The following is a 17,787-nucleotide window of genomic DNA, read 5'->3' as shown; positions in this document are numbered from 1 at the left end:
TCAGATTTCGTATTCGATCTGCCACTCGGGCTGTTCATAGGCCGGCTTGCGGGCGGCCATGCCGGGCTGGCGGGCGAGCATCTGCCCGTAGAGCCGCTTCACCGCATCGCTGGCGGTGCGGGCGAACAGCGCCGGGACGACGGCATGGACCACGCAGGCGGCCCCCCCGACGATCATGGTGAAGCCGAATCGCCCGGCGGTGGCGGCATGCTCGCCATAGCTTTCGCCGACGGCGCGCGGATGGGACAGGAAGATGCGCTCGAACATGGGCGCGGTGTACGCGCCTCGGGCCGCACTGTGAAGTACAGCTTTTGCGATCCCAAGCCTGGCTTTGTTTGCAATGCGGCGGCGCATGGCCGAACCTGTGCAAGAGGCGGGCCGGAGAGCACGCGTGGCGACGGGGGTTCCAACCGCGGCGGGACTGTGGTTGGTTAGCGCTAACAATATGAGGGGAAGACAGCTTGAGCGAGGATGCACGGTCCGACACCCCGTCGGCGCCCTTGGGCGAACATCATACGGCCACCCGCAACGAGAAGATGGTGATCGCGGCATCGTCGCTGGGCACCGTGTTCGAATGGTATGATTTCTATCTCTACGGCCTGCTCGCCACGACGATCTCGGCGCAGTTCTTCGCCGGGGTGAACGACACCACCGCATTCATCTTCGCGCTCGCGGCCTTTGCGGCGGGGTTCGCGGTGCGCCCGTTCGGCGCGCTCGTCTTCGGGCGGATCGGCGACCTGGTGGGGCGCAAGAACACCTTCCTGGTGACGATGGGCATCATGGGCGGATCGACCTTCGCGGTGGGGCTGCTCCCCAATTTCGCCACTGCGGGTGTCGTCGCGCCGATCCTGCTGGTGACGCTCCGGGTGCTGCAGGGGCTGGCGCTGGGCGGCCAATATGGCGGCGCCGCCACCTATGTCGCCGAGCATGCGCCCAACCACAAGCGTGGCCTCTACACCAGCTGGATCCAGACCACCGCGACGCTCGGCCTGTTCGTCTCGCTGCTCGTCGTGATCGGCACGCGGTCGTGGCTGGGCGAGGCGGCGTTCGCGAACTGGGGCTGGCGCGTGCCGTTCCTCGCCTCGATCCTGCTGCTCGGCGTGTCGCTCTGGGTGCGGCTCCAGCTCAACGAGAGCCCCGTCTATGCCCGGATGAAGGCGAGCGGCAACACCTCTAAGGCACCGCTCACCGAGGCGTTCCTGCGCTGGGGCAATCTGCGCATCGTCCTCGTCGCGCTGTTCGGCGCGGTCGTGGGGCAGGCGGTAGTGTGGTACACGGGGCAGTTCTATGCGCTGTTCTTCCTCGAGAAGACGCTGAAGGTCGACGGGATGACCGCGAACGTCCTGATCGCCATCGCGCTGGCGCTGGGCACGCCGTTCTTCGTGTTCTTCGGCTGGCTTTCGGACAGGATCGGCCGCAAGCCGATCATCCTGGCCGGATGCCTGCTCGCCTCGATCAGCTATTTCCCGCTGTTCCACGCGCTGACCCAGGCCGCCAACCCGGCGCTGGCGGAGGCGCAGGCAAGGATGCCGGTCAGCGTGTTGCTGGTGGACTCCTCGATGCCCTGCTCCTTTCAGTTCGATCCGGTCGGGAAGAACAAGTTCGACAGCGTCTCGTGCGATGTGGCGAAGAGCTATCTGGCGAAGGCGGGCATCCCTTATGTGGAGAAGTCCGTCGGCGACCCGGTGCACACGAATGAAGTGGCCATCCAGATTGGCGACAGACTCGTTGGCGCTCCTTCCACCATGGATCTGGCCGATACCGGGAGGCGCAAGGGCCTGATCGCTGCCTTCCAGAAGGACCTCCAGGCCGAACTCGCCGCCGCCGGCTATCCCGCCAAGGCCGAGGACGCCCGGATCAACAAGCCGCTGGTGGTGGCGATCCTGTTCGCGCTCGTGCTGCTGGTGACCATGGTCTACGGCCCGATCGCGGGCATGCTGGTCGAACTCTTCCCCAGCCGCATCCGCTATACGTCGATGAGCCTGCCCTATCATCTGGGCAATGGCTGGTTCGGCGGCTTCCTGCCGGCCACTGCCTTCGCGATGGTGGCGGCGACGGGGGACATATATTACGGCCTCTGGTATCCGGTGGTGGCCGCGGCCGCGACGCTCGTCATCGGCTTGTTGCTGCTCCCCGAAACCTTCCGGCGGAAGATCGAGGAATGACCGTCGAGAGCGTGCGCGCCTGGCTTGCCGAACATGCACCGGATCTCGTCCTGATCGAGCAGGCGGCAAGCACCGCCACGGTGGCGGAGGCGGCGGCGACGCTCGGTGTCGAGCCCGGTCGCATCGCCAAGACGCTGGCGCTGCGGGTGGGCGATGGCGTCGTGCTCGTCGTCGCGCGCGGCGATGCGCGGCTCGACAATCCCAAGATCAAGGCCGAGTTCGCCGGCCGCGCCTCGATGCTCGGCGCCGAGGAGGCGGAGGCGCTGACCGGGCATCCGGTGGGCGGGGTCTGCCCCTTCGGGCTCGCGACCCCGCTGCGGGTCTATTGCGATGTCTCGATTCGCGGTTTCGCGACGGTGTTTCCCGCGGCGGGCTCGCGCACCGCATCGGTGGAAATCGCCCCCGAACGCCTGGCGGCGCTGGTTTCGCGGCGCTGGGTGGACGTATGCAAGCCGGGGTGAGCAAATGCGCTTGACCCGCCGCGCAACCTTCCCTAACGGACCGCCTCCACGCTTCGGCATGGCCCCTTCGTCTAGCGGTTAGGACGCGGCCCTTTCACGGCTGAAACACGGGTTCGATTCCCGTAGGGGTCACCAAAATCCTCTCCCAGAGGGTTCCAGATGATGCCATAACTGGCTGATTTCTGCGGTTTTCTTGTGGTATAGGTATCCCATGCGGAGCGGCTTCGTGCCACCGGATACCACCATCCTGATGGTATATCTGATGGTAGCGCGGTCCTCCCCTTGCCGGAGATACCATCATGGCGCTTACCGCTGTCGCGATCAAAAATGCCAAGGGCCGCGAAAAGCCCTACAAACTCACCGATAGTGACGGGCTGTTCCTCTATGTCACCCCCAATGGCGGTCGCTACTGGCGGATGAACTATCGCTACCTTGGCAAGCAGAAGACGCTGGCGTTCGGGGTCTATCCCGACACCGGCCTTGCCGAAGCCCGCGAGCAGCGCGACGCGGCCCGCAAGGTTCTGGCGCGCGGCGATGATCCCGCCGAACAGATCAAGCTGGAAAAGGTTGCGGCGGCTGTCGCGGCGTCCAACAGCTTCAAGGCGGTAGCCGACGAATGGCTTGTGAAGGTCGAGCGTGAGGGTCGCTCCGGCGTCACCATGAAGAAGCTCCGCTGGCTGCTGGACTTCATCAACGAATCCATCGGCAAGCGCCCCGTCGCCTCCATCTCCGCGCAGGAACTGTTGGTGATGCTCCGCAAGATGGAGGGTAAGGGCCGCTACGAGACGGCCAAGCGCCTACGCAGCACATGCAGCCAGATATTCCGCTACGCCATCGCCACGGCTCGGGCCGAGCGCGATGTCGCCGCCGATCTTTGCGGCGCGCTCATCGCGCCCCAGCCCGTCCATCGCGCCGCGATCACGAACGCTAACGAGGCGGGCGGCCTACTGCGCGCCATCGAGGCGTTCGAGGGTTTTGCCAACACCAAAGCAGCGTTGCGCTTGCTCCCGCATGTGTTCGTGCGTCCGGGCGAACTGCGCTATGCTGAATGGGCCGACTTCGATTTCGACGAGGCGCTTTGGACCATCCCGAAGCACAAGACTAAGATGCGCCGCGCCCACAGTATCCCACTGTCCGCCCAGGCGCTCGCCATCCTCAAGACCATCGAGCATGACGCGGGCTACAGCTCCTATCTGTTTCCGTCGTTACGTTCTGTGGATCGGCCCATGTCGGAGAACACCATCAACGCGGCGCTGCGGCGCATGGGCTTCGCCCAGGACGAGATGACCGGCCACGGCTTCCGGGCGATGGCGGCGACGCTCCTGAACGAAATGGGCCTATGGCATCCTGACGCGATCGAACGGCAACTTGCCCATTGCGACAACAACGCCGTGCGCCGTGCCTACACGCGGGGCGAATATTGGGACGAGCGCGTGCGGATGATGCAGCACTGGTCCGACCATCTCGACTTCCTGCGTGATGGCGCGAAAGTCATAAAGGGCGATTTCAAGAAGGCAAAAGCCGGGGAGTAACCCGGCTTTCCCTCATTCGGCGCGATCTTCGCGGTAACGCAGGGGATCGGCTATCCAGCGATTGACGGCGGATTCGTACCAGCCGGTTCCGTGCGTGCTGATCGGCACCCGCCGGGGGAACGTGCCCTCTTTGATCTTGCGATACATGGTGGAGCGGGACAAGCCGGTGCGGGCGAGAACAGTTTTCAGGCGGATGATACGATCAGGGCAGTTCATGGGGACTTTCTTCCATTCCTTGGCTATCAATGGCTCCCCCTGAGCCGAGTTTTGGTGATTACAATTTTCCGCTCAAGTGCCTTTGCGAGGACATCCGGTGCCAATCGCAGCCACGGCAGTAAATACAGGCGGACGGCGGCAGACGGCTGTAAACGGATGCGGCTGGCGGTGCACGGCGACGCCGGGTAGCGCTTGGCGGAGCGCAATTTCACATTTCCGTCGCAACTGTGACGCGCACGTCACGTTGTTCGACACTATCGACGCAAAGTTGCGCTGCTGCTGATCAGATTGCGCGCCCGACTCGCGCACCATTGCAGACCTACCTTCCGATGGTCTGCCCGCTGAATGTCAGTTTGCCCCGCGCCATGCCAAAGGCGCAAGCCGCAGGCCATGTCAGTGCCGGTTTCGGTATATTACTGGCAGTTGCAGACTTTATTGCCCCTTGACATCCGCATCCCGCAAACCTTTTGAGAGGCGAAAATCCTGCTTCCGGCTCGCCCCTTCTTTGCTATTGGGCAAATGGGGGTGCCGATGCTGGCCGAACGCGATCAATTGCTCAGCGAAGTGTATGATGAACTGCGCGCGGCGGCCTCACGTATGCTGCACCGTGACGCACCCATGCTTACCTTGCAACCCACTGAACTGGTGAACGAAGCTGCACTGCGGATCATCAGGCTTGAGCAGATGAGTTGGAACGACCGCCAGCATTTCTTCGCCACCGGCGCACGGATCATGCGGCAAGCCATGATGGATGCAATCAAAAGCCGCAAGCGAGCCAAACGCCAGGCACCGAGTATCTTTTTTGAAGACGACCCCGGGAATAGCGGGGTCGATGTCGAGATGCTGGACGCGGCACTCTCAAAGCTGGAAACGATCTCACCCGAACTTGCAAGAATCGTTGAGATGCGGTTTTTCGTTGGTCTTAAACCTGACGAAATCGCTGTTGTGCTGGAAAGTTCAGAATCGACAATCAAACGGCGCTGGCAGACGGCGCGGCTATGGTTGGCCGACGAATTGGCTGATAATTAACCGCAGAGCCGGGTCGCTACTTTCGCAGCTTCGGGAACGTCCTTGGCGGCATCGCGCGCGCCGAGGTTTCCAGCGGCCCGGATCGCAGTCCATTGCCGAACAGCCTCCTGGGCCGCATTGCACGCTGCACGATGGCTTCCTGCACGGGCTAGCACTTCGGCATGGTTAGGCAGTGCGACTGCGAGGTCGCGATTTCGTTGCGGATCGTGGGGTACGCGCGCTAGTCGTTCGCGTCGCAGCGCGATACTGGCGTTGGAGGCTGCGACCGCTTCGGCCATGCGCCCCATATCCGAAAGCACGTTTGCTTCTTGACCGTAGAGGATCAGCAAGCGCTTTTCGATGTTAGCATCTGGGCCGAATGCCAGCACGCGTTGAAGGGCCACAATCCCTTCGCGTGCTTCACGCAGGGCGGCTTCATTCTGCCCGTTAATATCGCCAAGCGTCCCGCTGATGTTGAATTTGGCTTCGCCGAACTTGTCGGTCCATACCAGCGATGTTCCCTTGGCAAGCTCGGCGCGGATGATGGCCTCCGCCTCGCGATAGGGAACAAGTGATCCAGGCTTGTCGCCTGCGTAGTAGATAGCATCGCCGAGACGACCCAGCAGGTTCACTTCTAGCAGGCGGGCATCGCGCCGGTTTACACGCTCAAACCTAACGGCCCGCAGTCGGGAAAGCGCAGAGAACAGCACGGGGACTGCGGCGGCCGGGCGATTTTCGCTCCAGATCATATCATAGGCGCGGCTCTTTTCAGTGACCAGAAAGCCGATCAGCGCGCTCTGTCTGGCCGGGTCGATGGCAAGGGCTTGCCGGAAATAGCCAGCCGCACGGTTATTCAGTTGACGCGATTTGCCGTTGTCAGCCGCCATCGCCCATCGACCGGCAGTGACCCACCCTAGTTCCTCAAGCACTTCTGGATTGCCCGGCTGCTCCCTTGCCAGAACCGCTAGCAAAGCTTCAGCTTGATCGAGTGATTTCGCGGCCTGATCGGGATGGCCGAGGTTCGATGTGCCAGACAATCCTTGCAAACTGGCCAGTCGCCGATAGCCCTGCGCGGTATCGAGCCGAAGGTCGGCTGGCGCATCCCTAACGCTGCCCAGCCGTTCGAGATACTGCCCCGAAACCTCCGCAAGCCGCGCACGGGCGACAACCGTTCCCGGTGCATCGCTCAGATCATCACTGAGCTCGGTGAGCATGAATTTGGCAAGGTGGCGTACCTCGACAAACCTTGCGTCCGCTTCGGCGCGGGCACGTTCGGCCCGGACATACTGGACCGTGCTGATTGCTGTCGCCGCAACCAGCGCAAGTGCGGCCAGCCCGGTCAGCGTCAGACCCTTCCGGTGCCGCTGGATGAAACGGCCCACGACATAACGCCATCCCGCATCGTGTCGCGCCGCCAGCGGCACAAAGGCGCGCATACGACGGATGTCAGAGAGCAAAGCGGCAACGTCGGGGTAACGATCCTCGGGCTTTTCAGCCAGTGTGCGGGCGGCAATCGCGCCCAGATCGCCGTCAAGCTGCCCTACCGGCAGGCGTGTGCCGGGAATGAAATCACCGTCCTCTCCCGGCACCTTGCAACCGAGCATCCCCAGCAGCAACACGCCCAAGCTAAACACGTCACTGGTAATCGTCGGTGCCACACCCACCGCGCGTTCCGGTGCGGCATAGCCCTTGGTCAGCGGATAGGGATCGCCTGTCTCGTCGGTGTCAATCACCGAAATCAAACGGGCGATACCGAAATCAAGCAGATGCACCGCGCCGTCCGCGCTCATCAGCACGTTCGATGGTTTGATGTCGGCATGGATCACCAGACTGCGATGGGCAAAGGCCACCGCCTCACACACCGCCTCGAACGCATCGAGCCGTGCGGTCCGGTCCACCCCGGCCTTGCACAGCGCTTCGGTGATTGGGAGGCCATCGACATAGTCCATCGCCAGCCACGGACGGCCGTCGGCATCGCCGCCATCGAGGATACGCACGATGCCCGGATGACGCAGCCTGGCGAGAATCCGGCGCTCCTCGGCAAATCGGGCTTTGGCGCGGTCACTTGCCAGATCGCCCCGGATCAGCTTGATCGCCACCTGCTGCTGGAACACACCGTCATCACGCTCGGCCTTGACCACCGCCCCCATCCCGCCGCGCGCGATCTCGGCGGTGATTTTGTATGGCCCGATCCGTTTGGGAATCGCCTCAATCACGCCCAACGGCTTGATGAGGCTTTCGGTGGGAAGCAGTCGGAAATTTGTATGCTCATGTGCAAGCAGTTCTTCGACGCGCGCGCGTAAGCCTGCATCCTTGCCACAACGACCTATTACAAATGCGCGCCTTGCCTCGGCGTTATCAATGCCCAGTGCGGCTTCAACAACCTTGAGTGCTAATGAATCGACTGACACACAGGCATCCTGAATTGATTTTTCTACCAAATACCACGAATGACATCGAAAGCCGATTGCGTCGGCGTCATTGCTCCCGGACTATCCATTCCCGGGATCAACCTCTGAATTCGTCAGAGGGCGATAGGTGCGAACGTTGATCTTGTCCTTGAGTTCGTAAAGCTGTTCGGCGATGGAGCGATATTGGCTAGACAGGTTCTCGGCAAAGCCCTGCAAAACTGCCGTCATTTGATGCCGCAGGCTGATCAGGACCTGCGCTTCATCGGCGGTCAACGCGATAACGGTGTCCTTCTGACCACTGGCCTCGAACAGCCGCAAACGATTGAGATAGGGCAGCATTTGTTCCTGAGTTTCGAGCAGATCGTGCATTGTCGTTTCGAGAAGCGGATAATATAGCGCTCTTATCGTAGCGATGGTTTTGAGCAGTTCGATTTCGAGGTTGGGATCGCACAGGAAGATCGACGCCTTGACTGCGGCAAGCCGCACATTGCCGAACAGTTTGAGATCGGATTTGTGAAAATCGGCTGGCTCGAAGTCCTTCGATTCGGCCTGCATCGTCAGATCGCCGATGCCGCTTTGCAGGAAATATTCCCACTTCTCGACCGCGATGCGAAACGCGACCAGTTCGTTCTGTTCATGCGAGCGCAGTCCCGCCCTGATGGCGAGCGAGGCAGCGATGCGTTGCTCGGCAACAGCGAACCGGCTTTTCAGCATGCTTTCAAACCAATTCCGGCCAACATAGGCGAGCACGGCCAGAGCCAAGATCCACATCGGTGTCGATGACAAGGTGGTGACGAGTTCCGTCACCGACCTATAGGGCCTTGGAAGTCAAAGAACGGCGGGAAGGTTGCTACTTCGGCCATCGACTGATCCCGCGACGATAGCATGGGTCAGCTGTAATGCTGGCCAAAGGAGTGGCCACATCGACAATCGCCAGTACCGTCGTTGAAGAAGCTTCCGCACCCGCAACATGTACAGGCTCCATATCCTGCGGTTTCCGGGATCTGATTTTTTCTCGCCTCAGCGAACCTGTAGCTGTTCGGGGCAATCATCTGACTGTCCTCGAACTTTTCATGCATAGCTTTCCACATTGCTTTCCCTTTCGAGATTCCTCGCTGCGAACGATGGCGGCAGAGACACCAAATTGGTAAATGCGTTCACGCCGCCACGGCTCGACCGACCCGTTTAACCGAGATCGCAGTTGATCCGATCGGGCGAGGCATAACCACCTGACACCGAAACTTGATTTGAGCTTTCAATGCTTCCGCACCATGGTCGCACGGGATAGGTTCCGTCGGCATCGGGCAGAGTGACGGTATAGTATGAGTTACTGTTGAAAGGCCCAACAGTCTCGGAAGCAACATCGATATAGACCGATCCGTCAATTCCGCCAGTCCATGAAACATATACGCTTGCCATCTGATTATCTCCTTTTTCTTGGTTAATCGTGCGCTACGCATTATCTGTTTGCCTCGCGTTGCTTGAATGCCTCGGTTCTCTATCGCCCCCAAAGGGCGGGCTTGGGAGGAACGGCAGCCCACCAGAAGGCGGCATCGTCGTCGATTGTGATGCTAGGCCGGGCCAACCCGTCATAGGACCGGGCGTACCCACGTCTCCGCCCTGCTGGGGAAGGTCAGGGATTACAGGCAGGCCCGCGTTCAAGGCGGCGAAGAATGCTTCCGGTTCCAAGCCTGGCCCCGGCATACCGGCGGCGACGGTGTTCTTGATTGCCGCTTGCGCCTGTACCGCGTCGTCCGCGAAGCGTTTGAGATAAGCCTGAAAGCCTGGTAAACCGAGCTTTGCCAGAACGTCAGCATCGGCTTGGTAGGCTTGGCAGAGCGTAACCAGATGGCCAATCATGTAACCTTGCGCTTGAAAAAGTCTGAGTGGCAGCATCTGACCCAGCGTGCGGCAGGATTGCGCCTGCGCGAACAAGCCCCCCATTTGCGCAGCGCAGGGCAAATAGTCCGCGTCAAATTTTGCCGCAATTTCGGACTGAACCACTTTCAGCTCCGCTTCACGGCCCGTCTTAGCTGCATCGGTGGCATCGAGCGGGAGTGGGGCTAAAGTCTTGGTGGAGTGATCAAAACTCCCTCGGGAAACCCGTGCATCGACCGTTCCGGCCATGAAATCTTCAAAAGACATGGGTTGGTTCCCTTGAGACTAGAATTGGACCCGCACACCGCCCGAAATGGCGTGCCCGCGCACGCTATTCCCCCGGTCAAGCCGCCCTTCAATAAAGCCCGAAAGATGGCCACGCTCATCGCGCAAGCTCAGCCCCGCGACATATTGGCCAGTTGAACGGTAGCCGGTGGCATTGAGGTTGTAGCCGATGACGGTGCCCGCCGCGTCCGCTGAGAGGATCGTAGCAGTCTCGCTGTTCGACATATTCTTTACCCAATATGCCCCGGCATAGGGTTCGGCGAACAGTCCTGAGCCGACCTTGCCCGCCCATGACAATCGCGCGCCGAGCCGGGCGACGCTATTATTGTCGCTACCGGGAGCCAGCCGTGTGAAATTATCGATGGCAAAGGTATCGATGCGGCTGTTGCTCCAGCTCAACGCCGCACGCGGGGTAAGTGCAAAGCCGTGTCCAAGCGGCAGGCGGTATGACGCCGCTACCGCGCCCGCCCATGCACGACCTTTGGTTCTGGTCGCTGCGGCAGTGCCAAACAGCACAGCATTGGTCACATCGAACCGCCGCCATTCGCGCCGCACATTGGCTTCGATGGTCAGCCTGTCGCCTGTCAACGCAGCATAGGCTCCCAGAAACGGCACATTCACCTTGATCCGTGTCGCGGGCTGGGTGGCGTCGGCACTATAGGTGCCACCCATGATGCCCAGATGCACGGACCAGCCCCTACCGCCAAGATCGCTCCAACCGAGATCGGCTCCACCCTGGATCGAACGATGATCGAGTTCGAGCCGGTTGGTCGCGCTGGCAAGCTGCGTCGTGCTGTCGGAGATGACGGTCGCCAGCGTCTGGCCGAGACTACCCGAGGTGCCGCGTATCCATAGACCGAGGTGCGGCTTGCCTGAAGCAGCACCCTCGCGGCCAGTGACATAGGGTAGCACGGAGTCATCAAGTGCCGCCGCCGCTGTTGCCGCCGTTACATGTAGTCCGCCCAGCCCGGTGAGCAGCGGATTGAACGCCTGCAAAATACCGAACTGGTTAGCGTTGGTCTTGCTCACCCCGAAGCTCTCACGGAACACGCCCGCGTCGGCAAAGGAAGTGGAGGTGAACGCCCCCGCCGCCGCACCGCCGGTGACAGTAATCAGCGGCAGGAATCCGCCCGCGATCCGCCCCTGCGCCAGCCGGTTGACGGTGACGGCGGTGGTGCCGGTCGCCGTGCCCGTGATGGTCAGCGTATCGGCACGGGCGGTTGCTGTGCTGGCATCAAGGAATATCTGCCCGCCGCCGGTGTAGTTTCCGGTGATTGTGATGGAATTGTTCCCGGCGACCCCGTCCGCCGCGTTGATGATGCCGGTGTTGGCCAATGCGCCCGAAAACGACGAGTTTCCACTGCCTACATTCCAACGGCCTGAGTTGGTGAACAGCGAGGCGCTGACCGACGATCCGGTGACGTTGATCCCGCCGGTCATCGTGCCGGTTGCGCCATTGGTGATGCGGAATGCAGTGCCTGCGGTCGATCCGGCGACGGCGTTGGTGCCGCCAGTGAGGGTGCCGGTGTTGGTGACGACGGCAGTTCCCGTTCCACCCGCGATCAGCCTTATTCCGGTCGTGGTGCCCGAAACCGTGCCCGCATTGTTCGCCGTCAATACACCGGCCAGTTGCAGGCCCGCCACAGTTGGGGTGATATTGAGCTGGACAATCGCGCCGGTGCTGAAGTCGGAATTGGGATCGGAATAGTCTGCGGCGGTGGTGAGATCGATTCCGGTGGCACCAGCAATGCTGCCGGTGGTCGCAACGGTGACCGTGAAATCGTTGCGCGTGCCGCGTCCCCACACTCCGGCGTTACCCGCGCTGATCGTGCCATTAATGTCTGCGGTCGCCGCGCCGGTCGAATAGCCGCTGAACAGCCGGATACCGGTGCCCTGAGCCGCACTGACTGTTTTGCCTGCCCCGACTGTTACCGCAAGGGTGGCGGTGTTGTTGTCAAGCCGGGTTGCCTGCTCCGCAGCAGACAGGGGGACAAACGACCCTACTGCGGTGGAAATGCCCACGCCACTGTTGATGAGCAGATCGATGGCGTTGCCATTGGCGACGGTGATGTTGCCGCCGCCCGATGTCCGGTTGACCGAGACCGCGCCGCTTCCGCTGGTAGCAGCGTCAATCGATGCTGTCCCCAATGTTGCAGTATTATAGTTCCTCAGATCAACTCCGATGGTCTGGGTGAGATCGATCGTGACGTTGCCTGGTCCTTTCTTGAGCGTGTTCGCAGCAATGACGGTTGCCGCAGTAAGGTTCGGACCGAACGAATTGTCGGAGATCAAGCCGGTCCCGGTGCCGATGATCGATACGTTCCCGCGCGTGTCTCCTGTAGCAATCAGTCCACCGAAGATGCTGGCGCTGTTCAGGCCGATCCGGATATCGCCGGTGTTGGTTCCTCCCGAAACCTGAACTATCGCGGCGATGCGTGGCCGACTTGCGGCACTCCCAATATTGCCATTGACCGTTATCGTGGTCGCCGCGTTACGAGTGACGCCTGTCGGGGTGTAGACATTCGCGTTGATACCGAAGCTGGTCGTCAGGATGCTGCCGTTGTTGACCACGCTGACATCGCCGGTGCCGCGCTGCGTGATGGCGATGCCGCCCAGTCCGTTGGAAAGGTCGAGGATCGATCCGTTGTTGGTGATCTGAAACGCGGAAGCTCCCGCACTGGTATCGTCGATGGTATTAGGATTGCCGCTGGATGCGTTGATACCGCCAACCAATGTCCCGTTGGTTGTTATCCGCGTGTCTGCACCACCGATGGCTTGGGTGCGGATTGCGTTAAAGCCGTAATTCAATCCGCCCAGTGAGTAGGAAGTACCCCGGATCGTCGAGGTCGCGCCTTGTGCGACATCAATCAGCCCGGTCGATGTCGTAGTGGATGCGTCGAGTCCGTAAGAACTGGCCGAGATCAGGTCGCCGTTGATCCGCGCAGTGGCTCCGTTACCGCCGCCACGCAAGGTCAGCGCGGTATAGGCAATCAGCGCCTGGCCCGGCCCCAGCGACGCCGCTTGGCTGGCGTTGATCGACGATCCCGCATCAATCGTCACGTTCGCGCCGTTGGTGGCATCACCGTTGACAGTCAGCCCGGTAGTGGCTGCCTGCGTCTCGCTATTTTGGAACCGCACAGAGCGCTTGCCGGTAATCGTCGCGGTCGTATTCGCCCCTGTCGCGCCGTCGCAGATTACGTCGGGCTGTGTCAGATCGCAATTCGCCCATGCCGTTCCCGGCACCATCAACGCTATCACAGCCGCACTCAGCCGTAGCTTTGAATGAATTGTCATGCCGGTCTCCATGCACAGGAACGCGAAGCAAATTTCGGTCTTTGTTATGCTAAGGCGACATCGGCGCGAATTTCGGTTCACCGATTTGAAAATATTTTTTGAGATGGCAGGAAATGCGAGAGGATTTTCGTTATCTCTCGCTCTCGAATGCCCGTTTCCCTTTCCGTTTCCACAACACGAGCGCCTGTTCACGGTCCTCACTGCGCAGCTTGGCCGCAACGGTGAGGAACGCGCCGTAGAGCGCGGCGCGATCGTCATCGGTGAGATCGACCAGTCCGGCTTTCACGACGAGGCCGCCCAGTTCGATCAGTTGACGCGTGCGTTCGCGGCGTTGCACGGCCCATTCGCGCATGTCGGTTCGCGCCTTCTGTGCTTCAAGCCGATACCGCGCCGCTGTCATTCGGCGTAGTGCTGCCTTTGTCGCGATCAGTTCCCGCAGTTCGACCACGCGCGTTGCCTTGAAAGAAGGTAGCCCCGCGCTTGCGCCAGCTCTCCTTTCGTGCGGCATCGTCGGTTTCGGCAATGACCAGCAACGCACCCGCCAGTGTTTCCGCGTCAGTGGCATCGGCTCGGCAAGCAATCACCAGTTCGCCGAGTTGCTGGACGCGGCGTTCTTTGAGTTGACGTGCCTTGTCGGCCAGCGCCTTCAGTTCCGAATCGAAGTCCCTGGGTTTACGCATCGCAAGTCTCCGTTGAGAGTTGATGCGCCCATGATAATAGTGTGCCGCGCGTAATGCTGTAGAGTCGTCGGGACGTTCTGGAACCAGATAGTCCCGAGCAGGATTTTATCATGGGAGGGCGCGCTTATACGTCGTGCCGACGTGGCTTTGATGGCGTAGATGGATTGCCGTCATGGCGATCTTCCACCTTTCCGTTAAAGTCATCAGCCGGTCGAGCGGGCGCAGCGCCGTGGCCGCAGCAGCTTATCGCGGAGCCGAGCGTTTGCACGACGAACGGCTCGACCGCGACCATGACTTCACCAACAAGGACGGCGTCGTCCATTCCGAAGTGCTGCTGCCGGAAGGCGCGCCGGAGGAATTCGCCGACCGCGAAAAGCTCTGGAACGCGGTCGAGGCCGCCGAGAAACGTAAAGACGCGCAGCTTGCCCGCGAGGTCGAGTTCGCCATTCCGCGCGAGCTGACCAAGGAACAGGGCATCGAACTGGCGCGTGAATTCGCCGAGGCCGAGTTCGTCGAAAAGGGCATGATCGCCGACCTCAATGTCCATTGGGATATTGGCGCGGACGGCCAGCCCAAGCCCCACGCCCATGTCATGCTCACCATGCGCGAAGTCGGCAAAGACGGGTTTGGCCCGAAGGTACGCGACTGGAACAAGGCTGAGCTGGTGGAGCAGTGGCGCGAGCGCTGGGCCGATCATGTCAACCAGCGCCTTGCCGAACTCGATATCGATGCGCGGATCGATCACCGATCCTTGCAGGCGCAAGGCATTGCGCTGGAGCCGCAGGACAAGATCGGCCCCGCCGCATCGCGCATGGGCGTGCGCGGCCTTGAGGCCGAACGGATCGAGGAACACCGTGCTGTCGCGCAGCGCAATGGCGAGCGGATCATCGCCAACCCCGCCGTCGCGCTCGATGCGATCACGCACAGCCAGGCCACCTTTACGAACCGCGACCTTGCCATGTTCGTGCATCGGCACAGCGACGGGAAGGAGCAGTTCGATGAGGCACTAAGCGCTGTGCGCGGATCGCCAGACTTCATCGCACTCGGAAAGGACGGTCGCGGCAACGACCGGTTCACATCGCGCCAGATGATCGAAACCGAACAGCGGTTGCAGCACGCGTCGGAGTTGATGGCGGAGTGTGAACGGCACCGTGTTGGCGAGAACAAGCAAGCGAGCGCTTCGGCGCGCGCCGAAGAACGCGGCTTGGTGCTCTCGGGCGAGCAGCGCGCCGCGTTCGAGCATGTGACCGATAGTCGCGGCCTCAGCATTGTCGTCGGCAATGCTGGGACCGGCAAAAGCGCGATGCTTGGCGTCGCGCGTGAGGCATGGGAAGGTGCGGGTTACACCGTTCGCGGTGCGGCACTGTCCGGCATCGCTGCCGAGGGACTGGAGCAGGGTTCGGGCATTGCCTCGCGCACCATTGCCAGCCTTGAACATCAATGGGGGCAGGGGCGCGAGCAGCTAACTTCGCGCGATGTGCTGGTGATCGACGAAGCTGGCATGGTCGGCACGCGCCAGATGGAGCGCGTGCTGTCCCATGCCGCCGATGCAGGCGCGAAAGTTGTCCTGGTTGGCGACCCGCAGCAGCTCCAGGCCATCGAAGCCGGGGCTGCGTTCCGGTCGATCCACGAACGACACGGCGGCGTAGAAATCAGCGAAGTGCGTCGCCAGCATGAAGGCTGGCAGCAGGATGCCACCCGGCATCTTGCCACCGGGCGCACCGGACTTGCCATTCAGGCCTATGACGAGCGCGACATGGTGCATGCCGTCGAGACGCGAGAAGCGGCACGCGGCGAGTTGATCGAGCGTTGGGACCGCGACCGGCAGGCAAGCCCCGACGATACGCGCATCATACTCACCCACACCAATGACGAGGTGCGCGAACTCAATGACGTCGCGCGCGAAAAGCTGCGCGCCAGTGGCGATCTGGGCATCGATGTGACCATCCGAGCCGAGCGCGGCGAGCGGCAGTTCGCCAGCGGCGACCGTATCATGTTCCTGCGCAATGAGCGGGGCCTGGGCGTCAAAAACGGCACACTCGGCACCGTGGAGCAGGTGACGCCGCAGCGCATGGCCGTGCGCACCGACGATGACCGCAACGTCGCTTTCGACACCAAGGATTATGCGCACATCGATCATGGCTATGCCGCCACGATCCACAAGGCGCAGGGCATGACTGTGGACCGCACCCATGTGCTGGCGACGCCGGGCATGGACAGCCACGGTGCCTATGTCGCGATGTCCCGCCACCGTGATGGCGTGGCTCTGCACTATGGGCGCGACGACTTCGCCGATCAGTCGAAACTTGTCCGCACTCTGAGCCGCGAGCGCGGCAAGGATATGGCGAGCGACTACAAACCCGAACAGCAGTTCGCCGAGCGGCGCGGCATTACCTTCCGCGAACGTATCGTGGAAATGGCCCGTCAGTTGCCGGAGCGCGCTAAGTCGATCTTCGCCGGTTTCCGCCCGCAGGCCAATCGGCTCGAAGTGCTGCCGACCGATCAGGCTGGCCTTTCCGATCAGCGCCGGGCGGTCGAACGCTACGCTCGCGCCGCCGCTGACATCGGGCAGATGCGCGAACAGGGATTGCCGGTCCTGCCCCACCAGCGCGACGCGCTGGAGAAGGCCGGAAAGGCGCTCGACGCGATCCGGCCTCATGGCGCAACCGACCTCGCCAGCGCCTTGCAGCGCCAGCCCTCGATCGCCCGTGAGGCCGCCGATGGTCGCAGTCAGGGTGCAATCCGCGCCATGCAGCTTGAAGCCGAAATCCGCGTCGATCCCGCGCAGCGTGCAGACCGCTTTGTCAGCGACTGGCAACGGCTTGGCCAGGCGCGCCAGGCCATGCAGCGCGAAGGCGATAGCAACGGTGCGCAGCGGCTCACCAACCGCATGACGGACATGGCGAAGGGGCTTGAGCGCGACGCGCAGGTTGAATCACTTTTGCGCGGTCGCACCCGCGAGCTGGGCATCAACGCAGAACTCGGTCGCGATCTGGCCCGCGACCTTGCCGCCTCCATCACGATGGAGCGGAGCCGGTCAATCGGCATGGGCCTGTAGGAGAAACACAATGGATACTGATAATGATGACGTGGAACTCACCCTGGACCTTGAGCCGGAACCCGACCCTGACCCTGACCCGCCCACCCCGGATGCCGTGGGTGATCCCGCCGCCGAGGCTTTCGCCCGCCTGGAAGGCGAACTGGCCTTGATGCGCCGTGCGGTTCAGCACCTTGCCGCCGAGCGCGCCGACATTGTCATTCCCGACTATGGCCCGACGCTGATCGACATAGCCAAGCGGATGGGCGCGATTAGCGAGAGCATGAAGGGCATGGCTGGCCATCCGGCGATGCAGATGACCCCTGACAGCATTGGCAATCGGATTGCCGCCGCAGCAGAAGCCGCGCGGCGCAGCGATCAGGACAGGATCAGCCAGGCCCGGAACGACTTGAATCACGCCGCCCAGGAAATGCGCAGCGTCACGGCCCATGCGCGCAATGCCGCCGAGCAGCGCCAGCAGCTCTACCAGGCGGTAGGCGGCGCTTTGCTGGCTGGCATCCTGTTATGGTCCATTCTTCCCGGCACCATTGCCCGCACGATGCCCGAAAGCTGGCACTGGCCCGAGCGCATGGCCGCGCGGATGGCGGGCGCATCTTCTCGGTGGGACGCTGGCGCACGGCTGATGCAAAGCGACAGCCCTGAGGCATGGAATGCACTGGTGCAGGCCGCTGACATCCAGCGCGACAATCGCGATACCATTGACGCTTGCCGCAAATCTGCCCAAACCACGCGGCAAGCAGTGCGATGCACGGTCAAGATCAGAAGTCCGCGCTGAAATCGCATAGGATGCCAAAACGGC

At 61.9% G+C, this 17,787-nt stretch carries 14 protein-coding genes and 1 tRNA gene; 7 read left to right on the top strand and 8 right to left on the bottom strand.

Annotation, left to right across the window (positions count from 1 at the left end; all coding sequences use genetic code 11):
• Positions 1-267 carry a DUF6356 family protein gene (locus CAP40_RS13035; protein WP_086129924.1) on the bottom strand — a complete coding sequence of 89 codons (267 nt, stop codon included), beginning with the start codon at positions 265-267 and terminating at the stop codon, positions 1-3.
• A 269-nt stretch (positions 268-536) separates the two neighbouring features.
• Here CAP40_RS13035 and CAP40_RS13030 point away from each other — a divergent pair, with 269 nt between their 5' ends.
• From CAP40_RS13030 to CAP40_RS13015, 4 genes are all read left to right on the top strand, one after another.
• Positions 537-2,165, top strand: coding sequence for an MFS transporter (locus CAP40_RS13030; protein WP_086130101.1), 1,629 nt, complete (start codon positions 537-539; stop codon positions 2,163-2,165).
• Positions 2,162-2,626, top strand: a complete 465-nt coding sequence (locus CAP40_RS13025) for a YbaK/EbsC family protein (protein ID WP_086129923.1) — start codon at positions 2,162-2,164, stop codon at positions 2,624-2,626. The genes CAP40_RS13030 and CAP40_RS13025 overlap by 4 nt, the downstream gene beginning before the upstream one ends.
• Positions 2,627-2,686: 60 nt before the next feature.
• Positions 2,687-2,761 (top strand) — tRNA-Glu (locus CAP40_RS13020).
• A 164-nt stretch (positions 2,762-2,925) separates the two neighbouring features.
• A complete protein-coding gene (locus CAP40_RS13015; RefSeq protein ID WP_086129922.1) occupies positions 2,926-4,158 on the top strand; it encodes an integrase arm-type DNA-binding domain-containing protein in 1,233 nt (410 codons plus the stop codon).
• A 12-nt stretch (positions 4,159-4,170) separates the two neighbouring features.
• Here CAP40_RS13015 and CAP40_RS13010 read toward each other — a convergent pair whose 3' ends face one another.
• The gene (locus CAP40_RS13010; protein ID WP_066697294.1) at positions 4,171-4,374 is read right to left on the bottom strand and encodes an AlpA family transcriptional regulator; all 204 of its coding nucleotides are present in this window, start codon (positions 4,372-4,374) and stop codon (positions 4,171-4,173) included.
• 531 nt (positions 4,375-4,905) lie between these two features.
• Between CAP40_RS13010 and CAP40_RS13005 the strand changes: the two genes are divergently transcribed.
• Positions 4,906-5,403 carry an ECF-type sigma factor gene (locus CAP40_RS13005; RefSeq protein ID WP_066697297.1) on the top strand — a complete coding sequence of 166 codons (498 nt, stop codon included), beginning with the start codon at positions 4,906-4,908 and terminating at the stop codon, positions 5,401-5,403.
• Here the strand turns inward: CAP40_RS13005 and CAP40_RS13000 are convergent.
• From CAP40_RS13000 to CAP40_RS12980, 6 genes are all read right to left on the bottom strand, one after another.
• A complete protein-coding gene (locus CAP40_RS13000) occupies positions 5,400-7,823 on the bottom strand; it encodes a serine/threonine-protein kinase (RefSeq protein WP_179188151.1) in 2,424 nt (807 codons plus the stop codon). The two genes, CAP40_RS13005 and CAP40_RS13000, sit on opposite strands and share 4 nt — an antisense overlap.
• Before the next feature lie 51 nt (positions 7,824-7,874).
• The gene (locus tag CAP40_RS12995) at positions 7,875-8,600 is read right to left on the bottom strand and encodes a hypothetical protein (RefSeq protein WP_126516771.1); all 726 of its coding nucleotides are present in this window, start codon (positions 8,598-8,600) and stop codon (positions 7,875-7,877) included.
• Between the two features lie 645 nt (positions 8,601-9,245).
• Positions 9,246-9,938: a hypothetical protein gene (locus CAP40_RS20195; RefSeq protein ID WP_066697301.1), complete on the bottom strand. Its 693-nt coding sequence runs from the start codon at positions 9,936-9,938 to the stop codon at positions 9,246-9,248.
• Positions 9,939-9,956: 18 nt separating this feature from the next.
• Entirely contained in the window at positions 9,957-13,262 is a 3,306-nt protein-coding gene (locus CAP40_RS12990; protein WP_086129920.1) for an S-layer family protein, read from the bottom strand.
• A 118-nt stretch (positions 13,263-13,380) separates the two neighbouring features.
• Positions 13,381-13,602: a conjugal transfer protein TraD gene (locus CAP40_RS12985; protein ID WP_066697685.1), complete on the bottom strand. Its 222-nt coding sequence runs from the start codon at positions 13,600-13,602 to the stop codon at positions 13,381-13,383.
• A 22-nt stretch (positions 13,603-13,624) separates the two neighbouring features.
• Positions 13,625-13,930 (bottom strand): conjugal transfer protein TraD, encoded by a 306-nt coding sequence (locus CAP40_RS12980; RefSeq protein WP_066697306.1) that lies wholly within the window; start codon positions 13,928-13,930, stop codon positions 13,625-13,627.
• A 172-nt stretch (positions 13,931-14,102) separates the two neighbouring features.
• Here CAP40_RS12980 and traA point away from each other — a divergent pair, with 172 nt between their 5' ends.
• Together traA and CAP40_RS12970 are read left to right on the top strand one after the other, a co-directional pair.
• Positions 14,103-16,988, top strand: a complete 2,886-nt coding sequence (gene traA / locus CAP40_RS12975) for a Ti-type conjugative transfer relaxase TraA (RefSeq protein ID WP_086129919.1) — start codon at positions 14,103-14,105, stop codon at positions 16,986-16,988.
• Positions 16,989-16,998: 10 nt separating this feature from the next.
• A complete protein-coding gene (locus tag CAP40_RS12970; protein WP_086129918.1) occupies positions 16,999-17,763 on the top strand; it encodes a DUF6118 family protein in 765 nt (254 codons plus the stop codon).
• Positions 17,764-17,787 lie beyond the last annotated feature (24 nt).

This window comes from Sphingomonas sp. IBVSS2 (assembly GCF_002127225.1).
GTDB lineage: Bacteria > Pseudomonadota > Alphaproteobacteria > Sphingomonadales > Sphingomonadaceae > Sphingomonas.
Note: the sequence above shows the minus strand (reverse complement) of the source record. Positions and strands in the feature narration are given on the sequence as shown.

Bases quoted from the DNA above. Each gene is read 5' to 3' on its own strand.
- CAP40_RS13035 (WP_086129924.1), bottom strand. From the start codon at position 267: ATGTTCGAGCGCATCTTCCTGTCCCATCCGCGCGCCGTCGGCGAAAGC.
- CAP40_RS13030 (WP_086130101.1), top strand. From the start codon at position 537: ATGGTGATCGCGGCATCGTCGCTGGGCACCGTGTTCGAATGGTATGAT.
- CAP40_RS13025 (WP_086129923.1), top strand. From the start codon at position 2,162: ATGACCGTCGAGAGCGTGCGCGCCTGGCTTGCCGAACATGCACCGGAT.
- CAP40_RS13015 (WP_086129922.1), top strand. From the start codon at position 2,926: ATGGCGCTTACCGCTGTCGCGATCAAAAATGCCAAGGGCCGCGAAAAG.
- CAP40_RS13010 (WP_066697294.1), bottom strand. From the start codon at position 4,374: ATGAACTGCCCTGATCGTATCATCCGCCTGAAAACTGTTCTCGCCCGC.
- CAP40_RS13005 (WP_066697297.1), top strand. From the start codon at position 4,906: ATGCTGGCCGAACGCGATCAATTGCTCAGCGAAGTGTATGATGAACTG.
- CAP40_RS20195 (WP_066697301.1), bottom strand. From the start codon at position 9,938: ATGTCTTTTGAAGATTTCATGGCCGGAACGGTCGATGCACGGGTTTCC.
- CAP40_RS12990 (WP_086129920.1), bottom strand. From the start codon at position 13,262: ATGGAGACCGGCATGACAATTCATTCAAAGCTACGGCTGAGTGCGGCT.
- CAP40_RS12985 (WP_066697685.1), bottom strand. From the start codon at position 13,602: ATGCGCGAATGGGCCGTGCAACGCCGCGAACGCACGCGTCAACTGATC.
- CAP40_RS12980 (WP_066697306.1), bottom strand. From the start codon at position 13,930: ATGCGTAAACCCAGGGACTTCGATTCGGAACTGAAGGCGCTGGCCGAC.
- traA (WP_086129919.1), top strand. From the start codon at position 14,103: ATGGCGATCTTCCACCTTTCCGTTAAAGTCATCAGCCGGTCGAGCGGG.
- CAP40_RS12970 (WP_086129918.1), top strand. From the start codon at position 16,999: ATGGATACTGATAATGATGACGTGGAACTCACCCTGGACCTTGAGCCG.